The organism is Palleronia sediminis, from assembly GCF_004358695.1.
In the GTDB taxonomy this organism is placed as follows: Bacteria; Pseudomonadota; Alphaproteobacteria; order Rhodobacterales; family Rhodobacteraceae; genus Palleronia; species Palleronia sediminis.
Genome location: NZ_SNAA01000013.1, coordinates 1 through 17,515 on the forward strand (window position 1 = coordinate 1; position 17,515 = coordinate 17,515).

The window sequence follows — 17,515 nt, forward strand, 5'->3', positions numbered from 1 at the left end:
AAGGGGAAAGCTTGGCCATCTGCTCGTCGCTCAGCCAGTAGAGGTCGTCCATGTCACCGCTCCGTTTTTCGGGCCGTGAATCACGCCGAACAGCAACAATCAATGCATCCTGACCCTAAGATAAACGATCCGAGAGATCGCTGGCCGATGAAGGTTATCATGACCTTCCCCGAGTAGCCAATGTGAAACAGCGCAGCTCTGAGCGCTGTGTCGGGGCAGCCGAGCGGGGTGCCGTGGGCGGAAAGTCGGTCATCGGATCAGCGTCCGCTGTGAGACGTGAAAATGGGGTGAACGCGGTGTGCTCTATCGCCCGCTTTGCGAGCTTGCGCCGCGGCCCCGATTGTCGGTGAACGATCAGACAATCCGTCTGTATCTTTGATTGGTAGGTGTGGCGCTGTCGTAATGGGGTGCCTAATAGATACTAGGTGAAAAACTACGGCGTTCTCCACGGTAAGGCCACGCCCGGCAACCGTCTCTCGCCCCAGCTCGGCCCTACCCCCCCTCCTCGCGGCGATCCGCCCAATGCCGTCGCGGCTCGGTCGGGTCAGCGGGGCCGGCCGGTTTCCTTCGCCCATGCGGCAGCGATGGGGTCGAATTCTTTCAGCACGCGGTGAACGCTCTCTCCGATGGGCGTCAGGCCATAGGTCACCTGTGGCGGAATGGTGTTGACCTGTTCGCGCCACGCGAGGCCGTCGGATTCCAGTTCGCGCAGGCGCTGTGTCAGGACCTTGGGTGAAATGGTCGGGATCGCCCGGCGCAGGACGCCGAAACGCGACGGCCCATGCGCGCCCAGCGTGTAGATCACATGCAATTTCCACTGACCCCAGAGCGCGCGCAGCAACGCGTCAGAGGGGCAGGACGGTGCGGGGGGCGTCTCCGGCGGATCGAGCGGATCGCGTAAATCGGTGGTAGTTTCCATTCGGTAACGACTTTCACTTGGGAATTCACGCTCTAGCTAGGCAGGCAACGGCAAAACGCAACATGGCGCGCAGGGCGCGCCGCATGAACGGAGGGCAGCGATGCCGACAGGTACACCCCCGGCCATTCCCGGCCTGCATCACGTCACGGCGATCTCGGGTCCGCCGCAGTCCAACCTCGATTTCTGGGTCGGCACGCTTGACCAGCGCTTTGTCAAGCGAACGGTAAATTTCGACGATCCGGGCACCTACCATCTGTATTACGGCGATGCCGAGGCGGCGCCGGGGTCGATCATGACGTTCTTTCCCTTTGCCGATGCGGGCCCCGGTCGCGCGGGCAGCGGCATGGCGTCGGCCGTGGCTTATGCCGTGCCGGATCTCGACGCGCGCATGATGACCCTGGCCGAAGCCGCGGTGGATTTCGAAGGCCCGTTCGAGCGACTGGGCGAAAGAGCCATCGCGTTGACGGATCCCGACGGGCTCCGCGTCGAGCTGATCGAGGGCGGCGCGAAGGACGAGGGGTTCCACTCGGTCACGCTCTGGCTCGACGATATCGCCCCGACGGCCCGTGTCCTCGAGGCGATGGGCTATGCCCGCGAGGCGGACGAGGATGCCGCGACCGGCGGCACCGGCGGGACCGGCGGGACCGAGACGCGGGTGCGCTACCGCTCGACCGATCCCGAGCGGGGCTCGGCGGTGGACCTGATGACCTCGGATGCGGCTTCCATCGGGCGGCCGGGCGCGGGCACCATTCACCACGTCGCCTTTCGCGCGCGCGACGGGGCCGAACAGGTCGAATGGCAGGAACGCCTGTCCGCAGCCGGGATGCAGGTCACTCCCGTGATCGACCGTCAGTATTTCGACGCGATCTATTTCCGCACGCCGGGCGGTGTGCTGTTCGAGATCGCCACCGATCCGCCGGGCTTTGCCGTCGACGAGGATCCCGCGCATCTTGGCGAGGCGCTGAAGCTGCCCGAGAAATACGAGGCGCATCGCGCCCGGATCGAGCAGCTCCTGCCCCCGATCAGGGTGCCGGCATGACGGGCGGGATCGCACCGCGCACACGCGGAAATGGGCCGCATGGCGGTCAGCGGCTGGTCATGGCGGGCGCATCGCTCGACCGGGCGCGGCTGGCGATGGTCATGGTTCATGGCCGCGGCGGCAGCCCCGAGGACATGGTCGGGCTGGCCGATCACCTGGGTCTGCCGGATGTCGCGGTCCTCGCCCCCGAGGCGGCGGGCCGATCCTGGTGGCCGGCCTCGTTCCTCGCACCCATCGACGCGAACGAACCGGGCCTCGGCAGTGGGATCGGCGTCGTGACGGCCCTGCTCGACGATCTCGCGGCCGAGGGTTTCGGCCCCGAACGGATCTTGCTGACCGGCTTCAGCCAGGGCGCCTGCCTCGCCGTCGAGGCGGCGGCGCGGCTGGGCCGCCCCCTGCGCGCGGTGGCGGGCCTGTCGGGCGCGCTGGTCGGCACCGGCGACGCGGGCAAAGGGGCGTCCGAAGAGCTCTACGGGTACAGCGACAAGACATTTGCCTATGACGGGCGGCTGGACGGCGTGCCCGTCCTGCTGGGGTGCCACGAACGCGACCCGCATATCCCGCTCGCGCGGGTGCGGCGCAGCGCCGAAGTGCTGTCAGGCATGGGCGCGAACGTCGAGACCCACGTCATTCCCGGCGCCGGGCACGGCATCGTCGCAGACGAGGCCGCCTGGCTGCGCCGCCATCTCAACGACGCCTGACCCACGAAAGGAAGACCCATGAGCTGGAGCCCTTGCCCCGATCCCGTTCCCGGCGACGTCGACAGCGTCGACGCCGTCGAGACGCTGATCGTCCCCCGTGCCGTCGATCTGGGCGAGATGGAGGTGCGCCGCGCGCTGCCGTCCATCAAGCGCCAGATGGCCGGGCCGTTCATCTTCTTCGACCAGATGGGCCCCGCCGAGTTCCTGACCGACCAGGGCATCGACGTGCGCCCGCACCCCCATATCAACCTCGCGACGCTGACCTACCTGTTCGAGGGGCAGATCCATCATCGCGACAGCCTCGGCACTGATCTGGCGATCGAGCCGGGCGCGGTGAACTGGATGAAGGCCGGGCGCGGCATCGTCCATTCCGAGCGTACCGCCCCCGAACGCAGGGCGACCGGGCAGCGGCTGTTCGGCATCCAGACCTGGATGGCGCTGCCCGAGCGCGACGAGGAATCCGACCCCGCCTTCATGCATCACGGCCGCGCCGACCTGCCGGTGGTCGAGGCCGAGGGGCTGCGCGCGCGGCTGATTGCGGGGTCGGCCTTCGGGGCGGCCTCGCCGCTCGAGACGTCGTCGGACACGCTCTATGCGGACGTGACGCTCGCGCCTGGCGCCCGTGCGCCCATCGCCGCGAATACCGAGGAGCGGGCGCTTTATACCATCCATGGCGAGATCGAGATTTCGGGCGACACGTTCGGCCCCGGCCAGCTTCTCGTGCTGCGGCCGGGCGACGAGATTACCGTCACGGCGCGCGGGAACGGGACGGGCGATCACGCGCGCTTCATGCTGTTCGGCGGCGCGCCGATGGAGGGGCCCCGCTGGATCTGGTGGAACTTCGTCTCGTCGCGCCCCGAACGGATCGAGCAGGCCAAGGAGGAATGGCTCCGCGGCAGGTTCGAAACCGTGCCGGGCGACGAAGAAGAGTTCATCCCCCTGCCCGAAGGACCGGGAAAGGCCCGCCGCGCCATCGGCGGCGTGCATTACCCCTAAGCCGTCACCGGGCGTCGCCCGAATGCCATGAAGACGATCCCGACGTCATCCAGTCGAAAGGAACATGACATGACTAATCGCAGAGCCTTCCTCGGCAGTGCCGCGACGGCCCTTGGCGCGATGCCCTTTGCGGGGTCCGCGCTGGCACAGACCGCCGCGACCGACGACGCCGCGCCTTCGGAGGCCGCGACCGAGGCGCCGGTGCCGGCGTCGTCGGATTACGGCGCCTCGACGGCCAATGCCGAGCTTGACGTCATCAGCCTGCCGCGGCTGGAGGCGCCTTTCCGCGAGGCGGTGCCCGAGGCGGGCTACGTTTTTGTCACGGGCGCCAAGGGCGACGAGTGGACGTTGCAGGAAAACCTGCGCGCGATGCACGATTTCCGCATCATGACCCACCGCCTGACCGGCGTGAGCCCGGACAATCTCGACCTGTCGGTCGAGATACTGGGCGAGCGGATGCCCTTCCCCTTTTTCGTGGCGCCGATGGGCGCGCATCGCATGGTCCACGAAGAGGGCGAGGTCGCCACCGCGCGGGGCGCGGGCATGGCCGGCGCGCTCTATTGCTCGTCGGGCGCGTCCAACCGCACGCTCGAGGAGATCGCGCAGGCCACCACGGGGCCCAAGTGGTTCCAGATCTACTTCAACGCCGACGAGGACGTGACCCGCTCGGTGCTGCGCCGCGCGCGCGACGCGGGCTATACCGCCATCGTGCTGACGGCTGACGCGCTCGGGCCGGGCACGCCCGACGCGTTCCGCGCCATGGGCATGCCGTTCCGCCCCGACATGGCGTTTGGCAACCACGACCCCGCGCAGGGCGGCACCGGCAACTTCCTCGACCAGAAGGCCGCGCTGACCCCCGACGACATCCGCCTCGTCAAGGAGGAGACGGGCGGCCTGCCGGTGATCGTCAAAGGCATCCTGCGGCCCGAGGACGTGGACCCGATCATCGCCGCCGGTGCCGACGCGATCCAGGTGTCGAACCATGGCGGGCGCCAGATCGACGGCGTTCCCGCCGCGATCAGCGCCTTGCCGCTCGTGGCGCGGGCCGTGAACGGGCGGGTGCCGATCATCATGGACAGCGGCATCCGGCGTGGCGGCGACGTGATCCGCGCGCTGGCGATGGGCGCCACATGCGTCGCCGTCGGCCGGCCGGTGATGTACGGGCTGGGCGTGGGCGGCGCGCCGGGGGTGGCCTCGGTGCTGAACGCGCTGGCGGCGGAGCTGCGTTCGGACCTGCTGCTGGCGGGCGCACAGTCGGTGTCGGACCTCGATGCGTCCTACATGTCCGTGACCGGCCCAAGCGCCACCATGATGGAGGGCTGAGCGCCCGCCGAAACGACGGGGCGGCGCCGATCTGCGCCGCCCCTGCCGATTACCGGCCCAGGCGGCGCTTGCGGGCGGCCAGCAGTTTGAGCCGCAGGGCGTTGAGCTGGATGAAGCCCGCTGCGTCCTTCTGGTCATAGGCCCCGGCATCGTCCTCGAAGGTCACATGCGCCTCGGAATAGAGCGAGTGATCCGACCAGCGGCCGACCGTGCTGGCCTGGCCCTTGAACAGCTTGAGCCTGACGGTGCCGGTCACATGCTGCTGGCTGTGATCGATGGCGGCCTGCAGCATCTCGCGTTCGGGCGAGAACCAGAAGCCGTTGTAGATCAATTCGGCATAGCGCGGCATCAGCTCGTCCTTGAGATGCGCCTGCCCGCGGTCGAGCGTGATCTGTTCGATCCCGCGATGCGCCTCGAGCAGGATGGTGCCGCCGGGGGTCTCGTAGATGCCGCGCGATTTCATGCCGACGAACCGGCCCTCGACCAGGTCGAGCCGCCCGATCCCGTGCGCGCCGCCAAGCTCGTTCAGCCGACCCAGCAGCGCGGCGGGCGACATCGCGGTGCCGTCGATGCTGACCGCGTCGCCACGCTCGAACCCGATCTCGACGAATTGCGGCGTGTCGGGGGCGTCTTCGGGGTTCACGGTGCGCTGATAGACGTAATCGGGCGCCTCCTGCGCCGGATCCTCGAGCACCTTGCCCTCGGACGAGGTGTGCAGGAGGTTCGCGTCGACGCTGAACGGCGCCTCACCGCGCTTGTCCTTGGCGATGGGGATCTGGTTCTTTTCGGCGAAGTCGAGCAGCTTGGTCCGGCTCGTCAGATCCCATTCGCGCCAGGGCGCGATCACCTTGATGTCGGGGTTAAGCGCATAGGCGGCCAGTTCGAACCGCACCTGGTCGTTGCCCTTGCCGGTGGCGCCGTGGGCCACGGCATCGGCACCCTCGGCCTCGGCGATCTCGACCAGCCGTTTCGAGATCAGCGGCCGCGCGATCGACGTGCCCAGCAGGTAGAGCCCTTCATAGACCGCGTTGGCGCGGAACATCGGAAAGACGAAATCGCGCACGAATTCCTCGCGCAGATCCTCGATATAGATGGCGGTGGCGCCCATCTGCTCGGCCTTGCGGCGGGCGGGCTCGAGTTCTTCGCCCTGGCCCAGGTCGGCGGTGAAGGTCACGACCTCGCAGCCATACTCGGTCTGCAGCCATTTCAGGATGATCGAGGTATCGAGGCCGCCGGAATAGGCGAGAACGACTTTCTTCGGCGCGGTCATGGGGGGCCTCCTTGCGGGCAGATGGCGGACGAGGGCGGGCTTATCCAGTTCGGCGCGGTGCGACAAGCGCGTGCGGGGGGCGGGGCGCGCGCTTGCGCCGGCGCGGACAAGCCGTCATGTCGATGCCATGACCGCCTTTGCCGATACCGCCCGTGCCGTCACGGATCGCCTGCGCGCGCTGTTCCCGCCGACGCCGCTGCAACGCAACGCCTACCTGTCGGCGAAATACGGCGCCGATATCTGGCTCAAGCGCGAAGACCTGTCGCCGGTGCGCTCGTACAAGATCCGCGGCGCGTTCAACGCGATGCAGACCGCGCGCGCCGCCGACCCGGACCAGCGGCTTTTCGTCTGCGCAAGCGCGGGCAACCATGCGCAGGGGGTGGCGTTCAACTGCGCACATTTCGGCGTGCAGGGCGTGGTGTTCATGCCCGTCACGACGCCCGCGCAAAAGATCGACAAGACCCGTGCCTTTGGCGGCGAGCATGTCGAGATCGAGCTTGTTGGCGACTATTTCGACGAGACGCTCAAGGTCGCGCAGGCGTTCTGCGCCGAGAGGGGCGGGCATTTCCTCGCCCCGTTCGACGATGCGCAGGTGATCGAGGGGCAGGCCTCTGTCGGGATCGAGATCCTCGATCAGATCGAGACCCCGCCCGACCGCGTGATCCTGCCCGTGGGCGGCGGTGGCTTGTCGGCGGGGATGGTGCGCCTGTTCGGCGCGCTGTCGCCCGAGACGCGTTTCACCCTGGTCGAGCCGACGGGCGGGCCATCCCTGACCGAAGCGTTGCGGCAGGGCGCGCCCGCCACGGTCCACCCGGTCGATTCCTTCGTCGACGGGGCATCGGTCGCGCGGATCGGGGCGCGCAATTTCGAGATCCTGCGCACCGTCGACGCGGGCGACGTCCTGCTCGCCCCCGAGGACCGGATCTGCACCACCATGCTCGACATGCTCAACGTCGAGGGAATCGTGCTCGAGCCCGCGGGGGCGCTGTCGCTCGACGTGCTGCCCGAGCTTGCGCCGCAGATCGCCGGGCAAACCGTCGTCTGCGTCACCTCGGGGGGCAATTTCGATTTCGAGCGGCTGCCCGAGGTCAAGGAACGCGCCCAGCGCCATGCCGGGCTGAAGAAGTATTTCGTGCTGCGCCTGCCGCAGCGACCCGGCGCGCTCAAGGATTTCCTGGGGATGCTGGGGCCGCATGACGATATCGCGCGGTTCGAGTATCTCAAGAAAAGCGCCCGCAACTTCGGATCGGTGCTGATCGGGATCGAGACCGACCGCGCCGGCAATTTCGACGCGCTTTTCGCGCGCATGTCGCAGGCCGGGCTGGTCTGGCGCGACATCACCGACGACCGCACCCTGGCCGAGTTCCTGGTCTAGTCGCAGCGCGCCCTGAGCGCCGCGAACGAGGCGTGAAAGCAGTCGCGCACCCGCGCGGCATCGGGGATCACGCCCCGCGCGGCATCGTGTTCGGCCTGCCGACACAGCGCGGCAAGCTCGGCCAGCCCGAGGTTCTGCGCGCTGCCCTTGACGAAGTGATAGGCCGCCGACAGCCGTTCGGGCGGGCAGGCGGCAAGCGACGCGATCTTCTGCCCCGTTTCGCGTTCGAAGATATCGAGCAGCTCACCCAGGGAATCGGCCCCCACATCCGAGATGAGGGTGGAAAGTCGCGATTCGTCTATGAGCATCGTCGTCGGTCCCGTTCTGCCCTCCGACCAAACCATGCTGCGCTTAACGTTACGTTCACGCGGGCGTGAAAATCTCGCCGAAATGACGAGGGGAGAGGTATGGAGGACAGACCCGCCGCCATGGCGTGCGGCGATACCGGCCCGGCGATCCTGCTGGTCGACGACAGCGCGGCGCAGCGCAAGCTGTTGCGCGCGGCCGTCGCGCGGCTGGGTCGCGATATCCGCGAGGCCGACAGCGCCGAGGCGGCGCTTGCGCTGTGCCGCAACCGCGCGCCCGATATCGTCATCAGCGACTGGATGATGCCCGGCGCGAGCGGGCTCGACCTTTGCGACGCGATCCGGGCCGAGTTCGGGGCGGGCTACGTCTATTTCATCGTGCTGACCTCCAAGGTCGAGACGCAGGACGCGGCCGAGGCGCTCAATCGCGGGGCCGACGATTTCCTGTCCAAGCCGGTCTCGTTCGACGAGCTGCGTGCGCGGCTCGGCGCGGGCATAAGGCTGCTGGGGGTGGAGCGCGAGCTTGCCGCCAAGAACCGCCTCGTCAACGAAACGCTGGCCTCGATGCGCGCGCTGCACGCCGCGCTCGACCGCGACCTGTGCGAGGCGCGGCGCCTTCAGATGTCGCTGATCCCGCAGGGGCCACGGTTCTGCGGGGGGCTGCGCGCCGATTTCATGCTGCAATCGGCCGGCCATGTCGGCGGCGATCTCGTGGGGGCGCTGGCGCTGGGCGATGCCGAGATCTGTGTCTATGGCATCGACGTCTCGGGCCACGGGATCGCCTCGGCGCTGGTCACGGCGCGGCTCGCCACGTGGTTCGGCGGCGCGCAATCGGATCGCACCGTCGCCGTCTGCCGACTGGGCGACGACCCCCGCCTGCGCGCGCCCGATGCCGTCGCGGCCGACCTGAACGCGCTGATCCTGACCGAGATCGCGAGCGACCATTACGCGACGCTTGCGCTGGCTCGGATCGACGCCGCGACGGGGCGGGGGGCGATCTGTCTGGCCGGGCATCCGCGCCCTTTCGTGCTGCGCAGGAACGGCGGGATCGAGCCGGTAGGCGATGGCGGTCTGCCGGTGGGGCTGCTCGAGGGCGCCGGTTACGAGGCGGTGCCGCTGACGCTCGGCCCCGGCGACCGTCTCTTGATCCATTCGGACGGGTTCACCGAGTTGATGGGCCAGGACGGGGCCATGCTGGGCGAGGACGGGTTCGCCGCGATCCTCGAGCGGCACCGCCATGCCGACGGGCCGAGCCTGCTCGAGGCCCTGAAATGGGAGGTGAGCGCCCGGATCGACGATGCCGAGATGCCCGACGACATCTCGGCCGTTCTGCTCACCCGCGACGGCTGAGCTGCTGCGCGACGCGCGCCACCATCGCCGCGTCGCCTTCGTTGCCCAGCCGCGGCGCGGCCTCGGCCAGCGGCAGCCACACGGCCTCGTGCGCGGGCTCGGTCGGCGGGCCGAGCCGCCGGACCGGGTGGGCAAGGTAGACATGGCAGATCTTTTCGGCCCAGCGGTCGTAATCGGGCATGAAGACGAACCGCCGAAAGGCCCCGAGGCGGCGGCGCGGCGCGATCCGCCAGCCGGTCTCTTCGTACACTTCGCGGTGAAGCGCGGTCAAAACCCCTTCGCCCGCGTCGATCCCCCCGCCGGGAAGCTGCAGCTCGGGCGCCGGGCTGCGCGTGAAGGTCAGCAGGATGGAGCCGCCACGCACCACCACGCCATAGGCGCCGGGGCGCGCCGGATAGCGGATATCGCGCAGCGGAGGGGGGCCGTAACGACGGATCACGGGCGGCCGAGGCGGGGGTTCAAGGCAGGACTTCTCCGACTATATAGGACGCTCATGTCAATCTCCGACACCCAAGGTAGCCCATGACCCTAGGTCCGACCATCGCCTGGGACGATACCGTCCTGCCGTTTCAGCTCGACCGATCCGATATCCGCGGCCGCGTCGCGCGACTCGACGGGGTGCTGCGCGCGGTTCTGTCCCAGCACGACTACCCCGCCGAGATCGAGGCGCTGGTCGCCGAGACGGTTCTTTTGACCGCGCTGATCGGGCAGACCATCAAGCTCCGCTGGAAGCTGTCGCTGCAGGTGCGCGGCGACGGCCCGGTGCGGCTGATCGCGACCGATTATTTCGCACCCGGCAAGGATGGCAGCCCGGCACAGATCCGCGCCTATGCCAGCTTTGATGGTGACACGCTGCGCCGGGGCGAGGATGCGTTCGGCCAGATCGGCAAGGGATATTTCGCGCTCTTGCTCGATCAGGGCGACGGGATGACGCCCTATTCGGGGATCACGCCGCTGGCGGGCGGATCGCTCGCTTCTTGTGCCGAGACCTATTTCGCCCAGTCCGAACAGTTGCCGACCCGGTTCGCCCTGACCTTCGGGCAGTCGCACGAGCCGGGCGCCGAGCCGGGCTGGCGGGGCGGCGGCGTGATGCTGCAGCACATGCCCAAGGCATCGCCGCTGCGGGCGGATGCGGGCGCATCGGGGGCCGAGGGGCTGCTCGAGGCCGACGACATGCTGTCGGGCGACGAGGCCGAGGACTGGGCCCGCGCGAATCTGCTGCTCGATACGGTCGAGGAAACCGAGCTTGCCGGCCCCCATGTCCAACCCACCGACCTGCTGGTGCGTCTGTTCCACGAGGAACGGCCCCGCGTCTTCGACGCCCAGCCGGTCAGTTTCGGCTGCACCTGCTCGGCCGACCGGGTGCGCACCTCGCTGTCGATCTATTCGCAAAAGGACATCGCCCACATGACGACCGAGGACGGCAAGGTGACGGCCGATTGCCAGTTCTGCGGCGCGCATTACGAGTTCGATCCCCGCACCCTGGGGTTCGAGGCCGAAGCCGAGGCCGGGGCCGCGTCGGGCAATGACGGCTGACCTGCGCGACAGGCTGCTCGGGGCCATCGCGGCGCCGGGTACGGGGACGTCGGATTCCGATCTGAACGACGATAGGCGTCCGGCGGGCGGGGTGCTGCGACAGGCCGGTGTGCTCGCCGCCTTCGACGCCGAAACCGGCGCGCTCTGGCTGACCAAGCGGGCGTCGCACCTGTCGCAGCATCCCGGCCAGATCGCCTTTCCGGGCGGGCGGATGGATGCGGGCGATGCCGACATCACCGCCACGGCGCTGCGCGAGGCACACGAAGAGATCGCGCTGCCGCCCGACGCGCTCGAGGTGCTGGGCACGCTGCCCGCGCATGTGACCGTGACGGGATACGTGATGACGCCGGTCATCGCGCTCGTCACGGCGCCGTTCCGCCCGGTGCCCGAACCGGGCGAGGTGGCCGAGGTGTTCCGCGTGCCTTTTGCGCGCGTCGCCGATCCGGCGGGCTTCGACATACAGGCGCGGCAGTGGCGTGGGGTCGAGCGGCGGTATTACACCGTTCCGGTCGGGCCCCACTATGTCTGGGGCGCCACCGCCCGCGTCCTGCGGGGCCTGGCCGAACGGTTGGCGCGATGAGGGTGGGCGGTGCGTGGCTCGACGCGCCCGGCCCGCGGGCGCTGCTGGCCGCGCTGCGCGCCGAGGGCTATCGCGGGCTCTATGTCGGGGGATGCGTGCGCGACGCCGCGCTGGGTCGACCCGTCGCCGATATCGACGCCTCGACCGACGCGCTGCCGCCCGAGGTGATGCGCATCGCCGCCGCCGCCGGGTTCCGCACCGTGCCAACGGGGATCGACCACGGCACCGTCACCGTTCTGGCCGGCGATACCCCGGTCGAGGTCACGACCTTTCGTCGCGACGTCGAAACCGACGGGCGGCGGGCCGTCGTGGCCTTTTCGACCCGGATCGAGGACGACGCGATGCGACGCGACCTCACGATGAACGCGCTCTACGCCGAGGCCGACGGCACCGTGGTCGATCCGCTGGGCGGGTGGGACGATCTCGTTGCGCGGCGGGTGCGGTTCGTCGGCGACCCGCATGAGCGGATCGTCGAGGATTACCTGCGCATCCTACGCTTTTTCCGGTTTCACGCCTGGTTCGGCGCGCCCGGCGGGGGGATCGACCCCGAGGGGCTGGCGGCGTCGGCCGAGCTGGCCGAGGGGCTCGAGCGGATCGCGCGCGAGCGTATCGGTGCCGAGATGCTCAAGCTGCTGTCCGCGCCCGATCCGGCGCCGGCGGTTGCAACCATGGGCCAGGCGGGCATCCTGATGCGCTGTCTGCCCGGTGCCGGCTGGACCGCGCTTGCGCCGCTCGTGCATCTCGAGGGCGAGGCCGGGGTCGCGCCCGATGCGCTGCGCCGTCTTGCCGCGATCGGCGGGCAGAACGTCAGATCCGCCCTGCGCCTGTCGCGGGCCGATGCGCGTCGGTTGAATGTCTTGCGCGCCGGGGTCGAAGGCAGCGCCGGCCCGGCCGAGATCGCCTGGCGCCACTGCGCCGGCACGGCGTGGGACGTCGCCCTGCTGCGCGCGGCGGTCATGGGCCAGCCGCTCGACGCGGATCTGGGCGCGCGGATCGCGCGGGGGGCGGCGGCGGAGTTTCCGATCGGCGGGGGCGATCTGGCCGCATATCAGGGTGCCGACGTGGGCAAGCGCCTGCGCGCGCTCCAGTCCGAATGGATCGCGTCGGATTTCACGCTCGACCGCAAAGCGCTGCTCGCGCGGGCCTGATCGGGGCGGTCGGTTCCATTCCCGGCGCAAACGACTAGATCAGGGGTTCAGCCGGAAGGGCCCCGATGTTTCGCTTCTTTGAACGCCTGGTAGATCCTTATACGCCGTATGAGGCCGATGACGCACCGCCCCGGCGGCTGTGGCCCTTTCTGATGAGCTATACCGTTCCGTTCCGGCGCCTCTTTGCCTGGGCGGCCCTGTCCTCGGTCGCCGTCGCGGTGATCGAACTGGCGTTGATCGCCTATACCGGCCGCGTGGTCGATCTGCTGACCGAGGCGGGGCGCGCCGCGCTCTGGTCGCGCCACGGGCTTGAACTGTTCCTCGCCGCCGCGGCCATTCTGCTGCTGCGCCCGGCGGTGCAGGCGGTGAACGTGATGCTGCTCAACAACGCGCTGTTGCCCAACCTCGGGACGATATTCCGCTGGCGGGCGCATTCGCATGTCCTGCGCCAGTCCGTCGGCTGGTTCGAGAACGATTTCGCCGGGCGCATCGCCAACCGCATCATGCAGACCCCGCCCGCCGCGGGCGAGGCGGCGTTCCAGGTCTTCGACGCGATCACCTATTCGGTGGCCTATATCGCGGGCGCGCTGATCCTGCTGGGGCAGGCCGACCCGCGGCTCGCGATTCCCATGGCGCTCTGGCTGGTGCTGTATGGCGGGCTCGTGCGCTGGGTCGTGCGCGTGATCGGCCCGGCCTCCAAGGCGTCTTCGGATGCCCGGTCCGAAGTCACCGGCCGCGTGGTGGACAGCTATTCCAACATCCAGTCGGTCAAGCTGTTCGCCCATCACGACCGCGAACTCGCCTTCGGGCGCGAGGCGATCGAGAATGCACGCCAGACCTTCATCCGCGAGATGCGGCTTTATTCCATCATGGATATCAGCCTGACCTTCCTCAACGGGCTGCTCGTCGTGGGGGTGGTCGGCTGGGCCATCGCGCTGTGGCAGGCCGGCTCGGCCAGCGTCGGGGTCGTCGCGGCGGCCACGGCGCTCGTGCTGCGGCTGAACTCCATGACCGGTTGGATCATGTGGGCGTTGAGCAACTTCTTCCAGAACCTCGGTGTCGTGTCCGAGGGGATGGAGACCATCGCCCAGCCGCTGACCCTGACCGACCGGCCGGGTGCGGGGCCGCTGCGGCTCGACCGGGGGGCCATCGCGTTCCGCGAGGTGAGCCACCATTACGGCAAGGGGCAGGGCGGGCTTGACCGGCTGAGCCTCGAGATCGCGCCGGGCGAAAAGATCGGGCTCGTCGGTCCCTCGGGGGCGGGCAAGACATCTCTGATCAAGCTGCTCCTGCGGTTCCACGACCCTGAGTCCGGCCGGGTCGAGATCGACGGGCAGGATATCGGGCAGGTCACGCAAAGCTCGCTCAGGCGGCATATCGGCATGGTCAGCCAGGATGCGTCGCTGCTGCACCGCTCGGTGCGCGACAACATCCTTTATGGCCGGCCCGAGGCAAGCGAGGCCCGCATGATCGAGGCCGCCCGCCGCGCCGAGGCGCATGATTTCATCCTCACGCTTCAGGACGCGGAGGGGCGCACCGGCTATGACGCGCAGGTGGGCGAGCGGGGCGTCAAGCTTTCGGGCGGTCAGCGGCAGCGGATCGCGCTCGCTCGCGTCATCCTCAAGGACGCGCCGATCCTCGTTCTGGACGAGGCGACAAGCGCGCTCGACAGCGAGGTGGAGGCCAGCATCCAGGCTACGCTTTACGGGGTGATGCGCGGCAAGACGGTGCTGGCGGTCGCGCACCGCCTGTCCACCATCGCGCAGATGGACCGGATCGTCGTCATGGAGGACGGCCGGATCGTCGAGGACGGGACGCATGACGCGCTGCTGGCGCGGGGCGGGCTTTATGCCCGGCTGTGGTCGCGCCAGTCGGGCGGTTTCCTTGACGCGAGGCAAGCATCGTGATCCGCCGCCTCGCCAACACGATCGACGCCTTCCGCCCCGCCGAAGGCCCCCCGCCGCAGACGCTGGCGCGTTTCCTGGGCTGGGCACTGCGCGGCGGCTGGCCGTGGATGATCCTCGCGGGGCTCCTGTCGGCCGCGGCGGGAACGGCCGAGGTCGTGACCGCGCTCTTGCTGGGCAAGGTGGTCGACAGCGCGGTGGACGGGGCGCTCGCCACCTATTTCGTGCAGAACACGGGGCTCTTGATCGGGACGGCGGCGTTCTTTCTCGTGCTGCGCCCGATCCTGTTCGGGCTGTCCTCGGCCTCGAACTCGATCGTCGTCGCGCCGAACATCTATCCCATGGCGCTGCAACGGCTGCATCGCTGGACGCTGGGCCAGTCGGTCACGTTCTTCGACGACGATTTCGCCGGGCGGATCGCGCAGAAACAGATGCAGACCGCCCGCGCCATCACCGATGTCGCGTCCGAGGTCATCAACGTGGTCTGTTTCGCGCTGGCGAGCCTGATCGGCTCGGCGCTGCTGCTGACCACCATCAACGGATGGATGGCGCTGGGCCTCGGGGTCTGGGTCGCGGGCTATATCGCGCTCATCACCTGGTTCGTGCCGCGCATCCGTGCGCGGTCCAAGGTGCGCGCCTCGACACGCGCGATGGTGTCGGGGCAGGTCGTGGACACGATCACCAACATCAAGACGGTCAAGCTGTTCGCCCATGCCGATCACGAGGACCGCGCCGCGCTGAACGCGATCACCTCGTTCCGCGAGGCCATCGTCGATTACGGCGTTCTCTCGGCGGGGTTCCGGTTTTCGCTGATGACGCTGGCGGGCATCCTGCCGGTGGTGCTGGTCGGGGGCACGCTGTGGCTGTGGAGCGAGGGCGCCGCCAGCGCCGGCGACATCACCGCCGCGGGCGCCATCGCCATCCGCATCGCGCAGATGACGGGCTGGGTGTCGTTCACGCTGATGGCGATCTACGCCAATGTCGGCGAGGTCGAGGACGGGATGCGCACCCTGACGCCGCCGCATACGCTGGGCGATTCGCCCGATGCGAAACCGCTCGAGGCGGCGGGCGGCGTGCGTTTCGAGGGGGTGACGTTCGCCTATGGGCGCGATGTCGGCGGCGTACGCGATATCGACCTGCATATCGGCGAGGGCGAGAAACTCGGGATCGTCGGCGCCTCGGGCGCGGGCAAGTCGACGCTCGTCGCGCTGCTCTTGCGGCTCTACGATGTCGAAACGGGGCGCATCACCGTCGCCGGGCGCGATATCCGCGAGATCACGCAGGAAAGCCTGCGCCGCCAGATCGGGATGGTCACGCAGGAAACCGCGATGTTCAACCGCTCGGCCCGTGACAACATCCTCTATGGACGCCCCGACGCGACCGAGGCCGAGGTGATCGCCGCCGCCGAGCAGGCCGAGGCGCATGAGTTCATCATGGAGCTCGAGGATTTCCGGGGGCGCAAGGGCTATGACGCGCATCTGGGCGAGCGTGGCGTCAAGCTTTCGGGCGGGCAGCGGCAGCGGATCGCGCTGGCCCGCGCCTTTCTCAAGGACGCGCCGATCCTCGTTCTGGACGAGGCGACCAGCGCGCTCGACAGCGAGGTGGAGGCCAGCATCCAGTCCGCGCTCGACCGCGTGATGGAGGGCAAGACCGTCATGGCCATCGCGCATCGACTCTCGACCATCGCGCGGATGGACCGGATCGTGGTGATCGAGGCGGGCCGCATCGTCGAGCAGGGCACCCATTCCGAGCTTTTGCGCCAGCGCGGCACCTATGCGCGCTACTGGAAACGCCAGTCGGGCGGGTTCATCGGCTACGAGGACGCGGCCGAATGACAGCCGAACGGCTGGTGATCGAGCGGCTGGGCCATCGCGGCGACGGCATCGCGCCCGGCCCGGTCTTCGTTCCGCGTACGCTGCCGGGCGAAGAGGTCGAAGGCACCGTGGAAGAGGGGCGCATGCCCGCGCCGCGCATCCTCGCCCCTTCGGCCGAGCGGGTGCGCCCCCGGTGCCGCCATTACTTGACCTGCGGCGGTTGCGCGGTCATGCACGCGGCCGACCCCTTTGTCGCGGCGTGGAAGACCGGCATCGTGACCGAGGCGCTGCGCGCGCAGGGGCTGGATGCGCCGGTCGTGGGCATCGCCACCTCGTCGCCGAACACGCGCCGCCGCGCCGCTTTGTCGGGGCGGCGGACAAAGGCGGGCGCGCTGGTGGGGCTGCACCGGCGCGGCTCGGACCAGATCGTCGCGGTGCCCGACTGTCACGTGCTGGCCCCGCCGATCCTTGCCGGGTTGCCCGCGCTCGAGGCGCTCGTCGCCGCCGGGGGATCGCGCAAGCACGAGATGACGCTGCGCGTCACCGCCAGCGAATCGGGGCTGGACGTGGCCACCGAAGGGGGCAAACCGCTCGATCGGGCGCTATCGGAACGGCTGGCCGAGCTTGCCGGTCTGCACGACCTCGCCCGGCTGACATGGGAGGGCGAGCCCGTGGCCGAGGCGCGGCGCCCGGTGATCCGCTTTGCCGGGGTCGAGGTCTCGCCGCCGCCGGGCGCGTTCCTCCAGGCTACCGAAGAGGGGCAATCCGCGCTCATCGCCAGCGTGGCCAAGGCCATCGGCCCCGCCGGGCGGGTGGTCGACCTGTTTGCGGGCTGCGGGACATTCGCGCTGCCGCTGTCGCGGGGGGCCGAGGTTCACGCCGTGGAAAGCGATGCGCCCGCGCTCGAGGCGCTCGGCGCCGCGTGGCGGCGCGGCACCGGCCTGCGCGCCCTGACCGTTGCGCGGCGCGACCTGTTCCGCGACCCACTGACCGCGCTCGAGCTTGGCGGCTTCGACGCGGCGGTGATCGACCCGCCCCGCGCGGGGGCCGAGGCGCAGGTGACCGAGATCGCCCGCTCGGGCCTGTCCGTCGTGGCCTCGGTGTCCTGCAACCCGGTCAGTTTCGCCCGCGACGCGCGGATCCTGGCGGGGGCGGGGTTCGCGCTGGATTGGGTCCGGGTGGTCGATCAGTTCCGCTGGTCGCCCCATGTCGAAATTGCCGCGGCCTTCAGCCGATAGGCGCGGACGCTATTCCA

General features: G+C 69.3%; 16 protein-coding genes. 12 read left to right on the forward strand and 4 right to left on the reverse strand.

The window, feature by feature from the left end; genetic code table 11:
- Positions 1 to 544 precede the first annotated feature (544 nt).
- Positions 545 to 919 (reverse strand): winged helix-turn-helix transcriptional regulator, encoded by a 375-nt coding sequence (locus E2L08_RS11675; RefSeq protein ID WP_133397270.1) that lies wholly within the window; start codon positions 917 to 919, stop codon positions 545 to 547.
- A gap of 100 nt (positions 920 to 1,019) precedes the next feature.
- Here E2L08_RS11675 and E2L08_RS11680 point away from each other — a divergent pair, with 100 nt between their 5' ends.
- The 4 genes from E2L08_RS11680 to E2L08_RS11695 all read left to right on the forward strand — a co-directional run bounded on the left by E2L08_RS11680 (position 1,020) and on the right by E2L08_RS11695 (position 4,978).
- Complete coding sequence (locus tag E2L08_RS11680) at positions 1,020 to 1,958, forward strand: ring-cleaving dioxygenase (RefSeq protein ID WP_133397271.1); 939 nt, start codon at positions 1,020 to 1,022, stop codon at positions 1,956 to 1,958.
- Entirely contained in the window at positions 1,955 to 2,659 is a 705-nt protein-coding gene (locus tag E2L08_RS11685; RefSeq protein WP_133397272.1) for an alpha/beta hydrolase, read from the forward strand. Before E2L08_RS11680 ends, E2L08_RS11685 begins: the two co-directional genes overlap by 4 nt.
- An 18-nt stretch (positions 2,660 to 2,677) precedes the next feature.
- The gene (locus E2L08_RS11690) at positions 2,678 to 3,655 is read left to right on the forward strand and encodes a pirin family protein (protein WP_133397273.1); all 978 of its coding nucleotides are present in this window, start codon (positions 2,678 to 2,680) and stop codon (positions 3,653 to 3,655) included.
- 69 nt (positions 3,656 to 3,724) lie between these two features.
- Positions 3,725 to 4,978, forward strand: coding sequence for an alpha-hydroxy-acid oxidizing protein (locus E2L08_RS11695; protein ID WP_133397274.1), 1,254 nt, complete (start codon positions 3,725 to 3,727; stop codon positions 4,976 to 4,978).
- A gap of 49 nt (positions 4,979 to 5,027) precedes the next feature.
- Here E2L08_RS11695 and E2L08_RS11700 read toward each other — a convergent pair whose 3' ends face one another.
- Positions 5,028 to 6,248 carry an argininosuccinate synthase gene (locus E2L08_RS11700; RefSeq protein ID WP_133397275.1) on the reverse strand — a complete coding sequence of 407 codons (1,221 nt, stop codon included), beginning with the start codon at positions 6,246 to 6,248 and terminating at the stop codon, positions 5,028 to 5,030.
- A gap of 127 nt (positions 6,249 to 6,375) precedes the next feature.
- Between E2L08_RS11700 and ilvA the strand changes: the two genes are divergently transcribed.
- On the forward strand, positions 6,376 to 7,623 hold the full coding sequence (gene ilvA / locus E2L08_RS11705; protein WP_133397276.1) for a threonine ammonia-lyase IlvA: 1,248 nt from the start codon (positions 6,376 to 6,378) through the stop codon (positions 7,621 to 7,623).
- On the opposite strand, the gene E2L08_RS11710 is transcribed toward ilvA, so the two are convergent.
- A complete protein-coding gene (locus tag E2L08_RS11710) occupies positions 7,620 to 7,931 on the reverse strand; it encodes an Hpt domain-containing protein (RefSeq protein WP_168771134.1) in 312 nt (103 codons plus the stop codon). The two genes, ilvA and E2L08_RS11710, sit on opposite strands and share 4 nt — an antisense overlap.
- A 99-nt stretch (positions 7,932 to 8,030) precedes the next feature.
- On the opposite strand from E2L08_RS11710, the gene E2L08_RS11715 reads away from it, so the two are divergent.
- Entirely contained in the window at positions 8,031 to 9,278 is a 1,248-nt protein-coding gene (locus tag E2L08_RS11715; RefSeq protein ID WP_133397278.1) for a PP2C family protein-serine/threonine phosphatase, read from the forward strand.
- On the opposite strand, the gene E2L08_RS11720 is transcribed toward E2L08_RS11715, so the two are convergent.
- Positions 9,262 to 9,717, reverse strand: a complete 456-nt coding sequence (locus tag E2L08_RS11720) for an NUDIX domain-containing protein (RefSeq protein WP_133397279.1) — start codon at positions 9,715 to 9,717, stop codon at positions 9,262 to 9,264. The two genes, E2L08_RS11715 and E2L08_RS11720, sit on opposite strands and share 17 nt — an antisense overlap.
- An 83-nt stretch (positions 9,718 to 9,800) precedes the next feature.
- Between E2L08_RS11720 and hslO the strand changes: the two genes are divergently transcribed.
- The 6 genes from hslO to E2L08_RS11750 all read left to right on the forward strand — a co-directional run bounded on the left by hslO (position 9,801) and on the right by E2L08_RS11750 (position 17,498).
- Positions 9,801 to 10,814: an Hsp33 family molecular chaperone HslO gene (gene hslO / locus E2L08_RS11725; protein WP_133397280.1), complete on the forward strand. Its 1,014-nt coding sequence runs from the start codon at positions 9,801 to 9,803 to the stop codon at positions 10,812 to 10,814.
- Positions 10,804 to 11,394, forward strand: coding sequence for an NUDIX hydrolase (locus E2L08_RS11730; RefSeq protein ID WP_133397281.1), 591 nt, complete (start codon positions 10,804 to 10,806; stop codon positions 11,392 to 11,394). The genes hslO and E2L08_RS11730 overlap by 11 nt, the downstream gene beginning before the upstream one ends.
- Positions 11,391 to 12,542: a CCA tRNA nucleotidyltransferase gene (locus E2L08_RS11735; RefSeq protein WP_133397282.1), complete on the forward strand. Its 1,152-nt coding sequence runs from the start codon at positions 11,391 to 11,393 to the stop codon at positions 12,540 to 12,542. The genes E2L08_RS11730 and E2L08_RS11735 overlap by 4 nt, the downstream gene beginning before the upstream one ends.
- A 65-nt stretch (positions 12,543 to 12,607) precedes the next feature.
- Positions 12,608 to 14,449 (forward strand): ABC transporter ATP-binding protein, encoded by a 1,842-nt coding sequence (locus tag E2L08_RS11740; RefSeq protein WP_133397283.1) that lies wholly within the window; start codon positions 12,608 to 12,610, stop codon positions 14,447 to 14,449.
- The gene (locus E2L08_RS11745; RefSeq protein ID WP_370450684.1) at positions 14,446 to 16,281 is read left to right on the forward strand and encodes an ABC transporter ATP-binding protein; all 1,836 of its coding nucleotides are present in this window, start codon (positions 14,446 to 14,448) and stop codon (positions 16,279 to 16,281) included. The genes E2L08_RS11740 and E2L08_RS11745 overlap by 4 nt, the downstream gene beginning before the upstream one ends.
- Positions 16,278 to 17,498, forward strand: a complete 1,221-nt coding sequence (locus tag E2L08_RS11750) for a class I SAM-dependent RNA methyltransferase (RefSeq protein WP_133397285.1) — start codon at positions 16,278 to 16,280, stop codon at positions 17,496 to 17,498. The genes E2L08_RS11745 and E2L08_RS11750 overlap by 4 nt, the downstream gene beginning before the upstream one ends.
- The last annotated feature ends 17 nt before the right edge of the window (positions 17,499 to 17,515 follow it).

Excerpts from the sequence above, each read along its gene's own strand:
- E2L08_RS11675 (WP_133397270.1), bottom strand. The coding sequence starts at position 919 with ATGGAAACTACCACCGATTTACGCGATCCGCTCGATCCGCCGGAGACG.
- E2L08_RS11680 (WP_133397271.1), top strand. The coding sequence starts at position 1,020 with ATGCCGACAGGTACACCCCCGGCCATTCCCGGCCTGCATCACGTCACG.
- E2L08_RS11685 (WP_133397272.1), top strand. The coding sequence starts at position 1,955 with ATGACGGGCGGGATCGCACCGCGCACACGCGGAAATGGGCCGCATGGC.
- E2L08_RS11690 (WP_133397273.1), top strand. The coding sequence starts at position 2,678 with ATGAGCTGGAGCCCTTGCCCCGATCCCGTTCCCGGCGACGTCGACAGC.
- E2L08_RS11695 (WP_133397274.1), top strand. The coding sequence starts at position 3,725 with ATGACTAATCGCAGAGCCTTCCTCGGCAGTGCCGCGACGGCCCTTGGC.
- E2L08_RS11700 (WP_133397275.1), bottom strand. The coding sequence starts at position 6,248 with ATGACCGCGCCGAAGAAAGTCGTTCTCGCCTATTCCGGCGGCCTCGAT.
- ilvA (WP_133397276.1), top strand. The coding sequence starts at position 6,376 with ATGACCGCCTTTGCCGATACCGCCCGTGCCGTCACGGATCGCCTGCGC.
- E2L08_RS11710 (WP_168771134.1), bottom strand. The coding sequence starts at position 7,931 with ATGCTCATAGACGAATCGCGACTTTCCACCCTCATCTCGGATGTGGGG.
- E2L08_RS11715 (WP_133397278.1), top strand. The coding sequence starts at position 8,031 with ATGGAGGACAGACCCGCCGCCATGGCGTGCGGCGATACCGGCCCGGCG.
- hslO (WP_133397280.1), top strand. The coding sequence starts at position 9,801 with ATGACCCTAGGTCCGACCATCGCCTGGGACGATACCGTCCTGCCGTTT.
- E2L08_RS11730 (WP_133397281.1), top strand. The coding sequence starts at position 10,804 with ATGACGGCTGACCTGCGCGACAGGCTGCTCGGGGCCATCGCGGCGCCG.
- E2L08_RS11735 (WP_133397282.1), top strand. The coding sequence starts at position 11,391 with ATGAGGGTGGGCGGTGCGTGGCTCGACGCGCCCGGCCCGCGGGCGCTG.
- E2L08_RS11740 (WP_133397283.1), top strand. The coding sequence starts at position 12,608 with ATGTTTCGCTTCTTTGAACGCCTGGTAGATCCTTATACGCCGTATGAG.
- E2L08_RS11750 (WP_133397285.1), top strand. The coding sequence starts at position 16,278 with ATGACAGCCGAACGGCTGGTGATCGAGCGGCTGGGCCATCGCGGCGAC.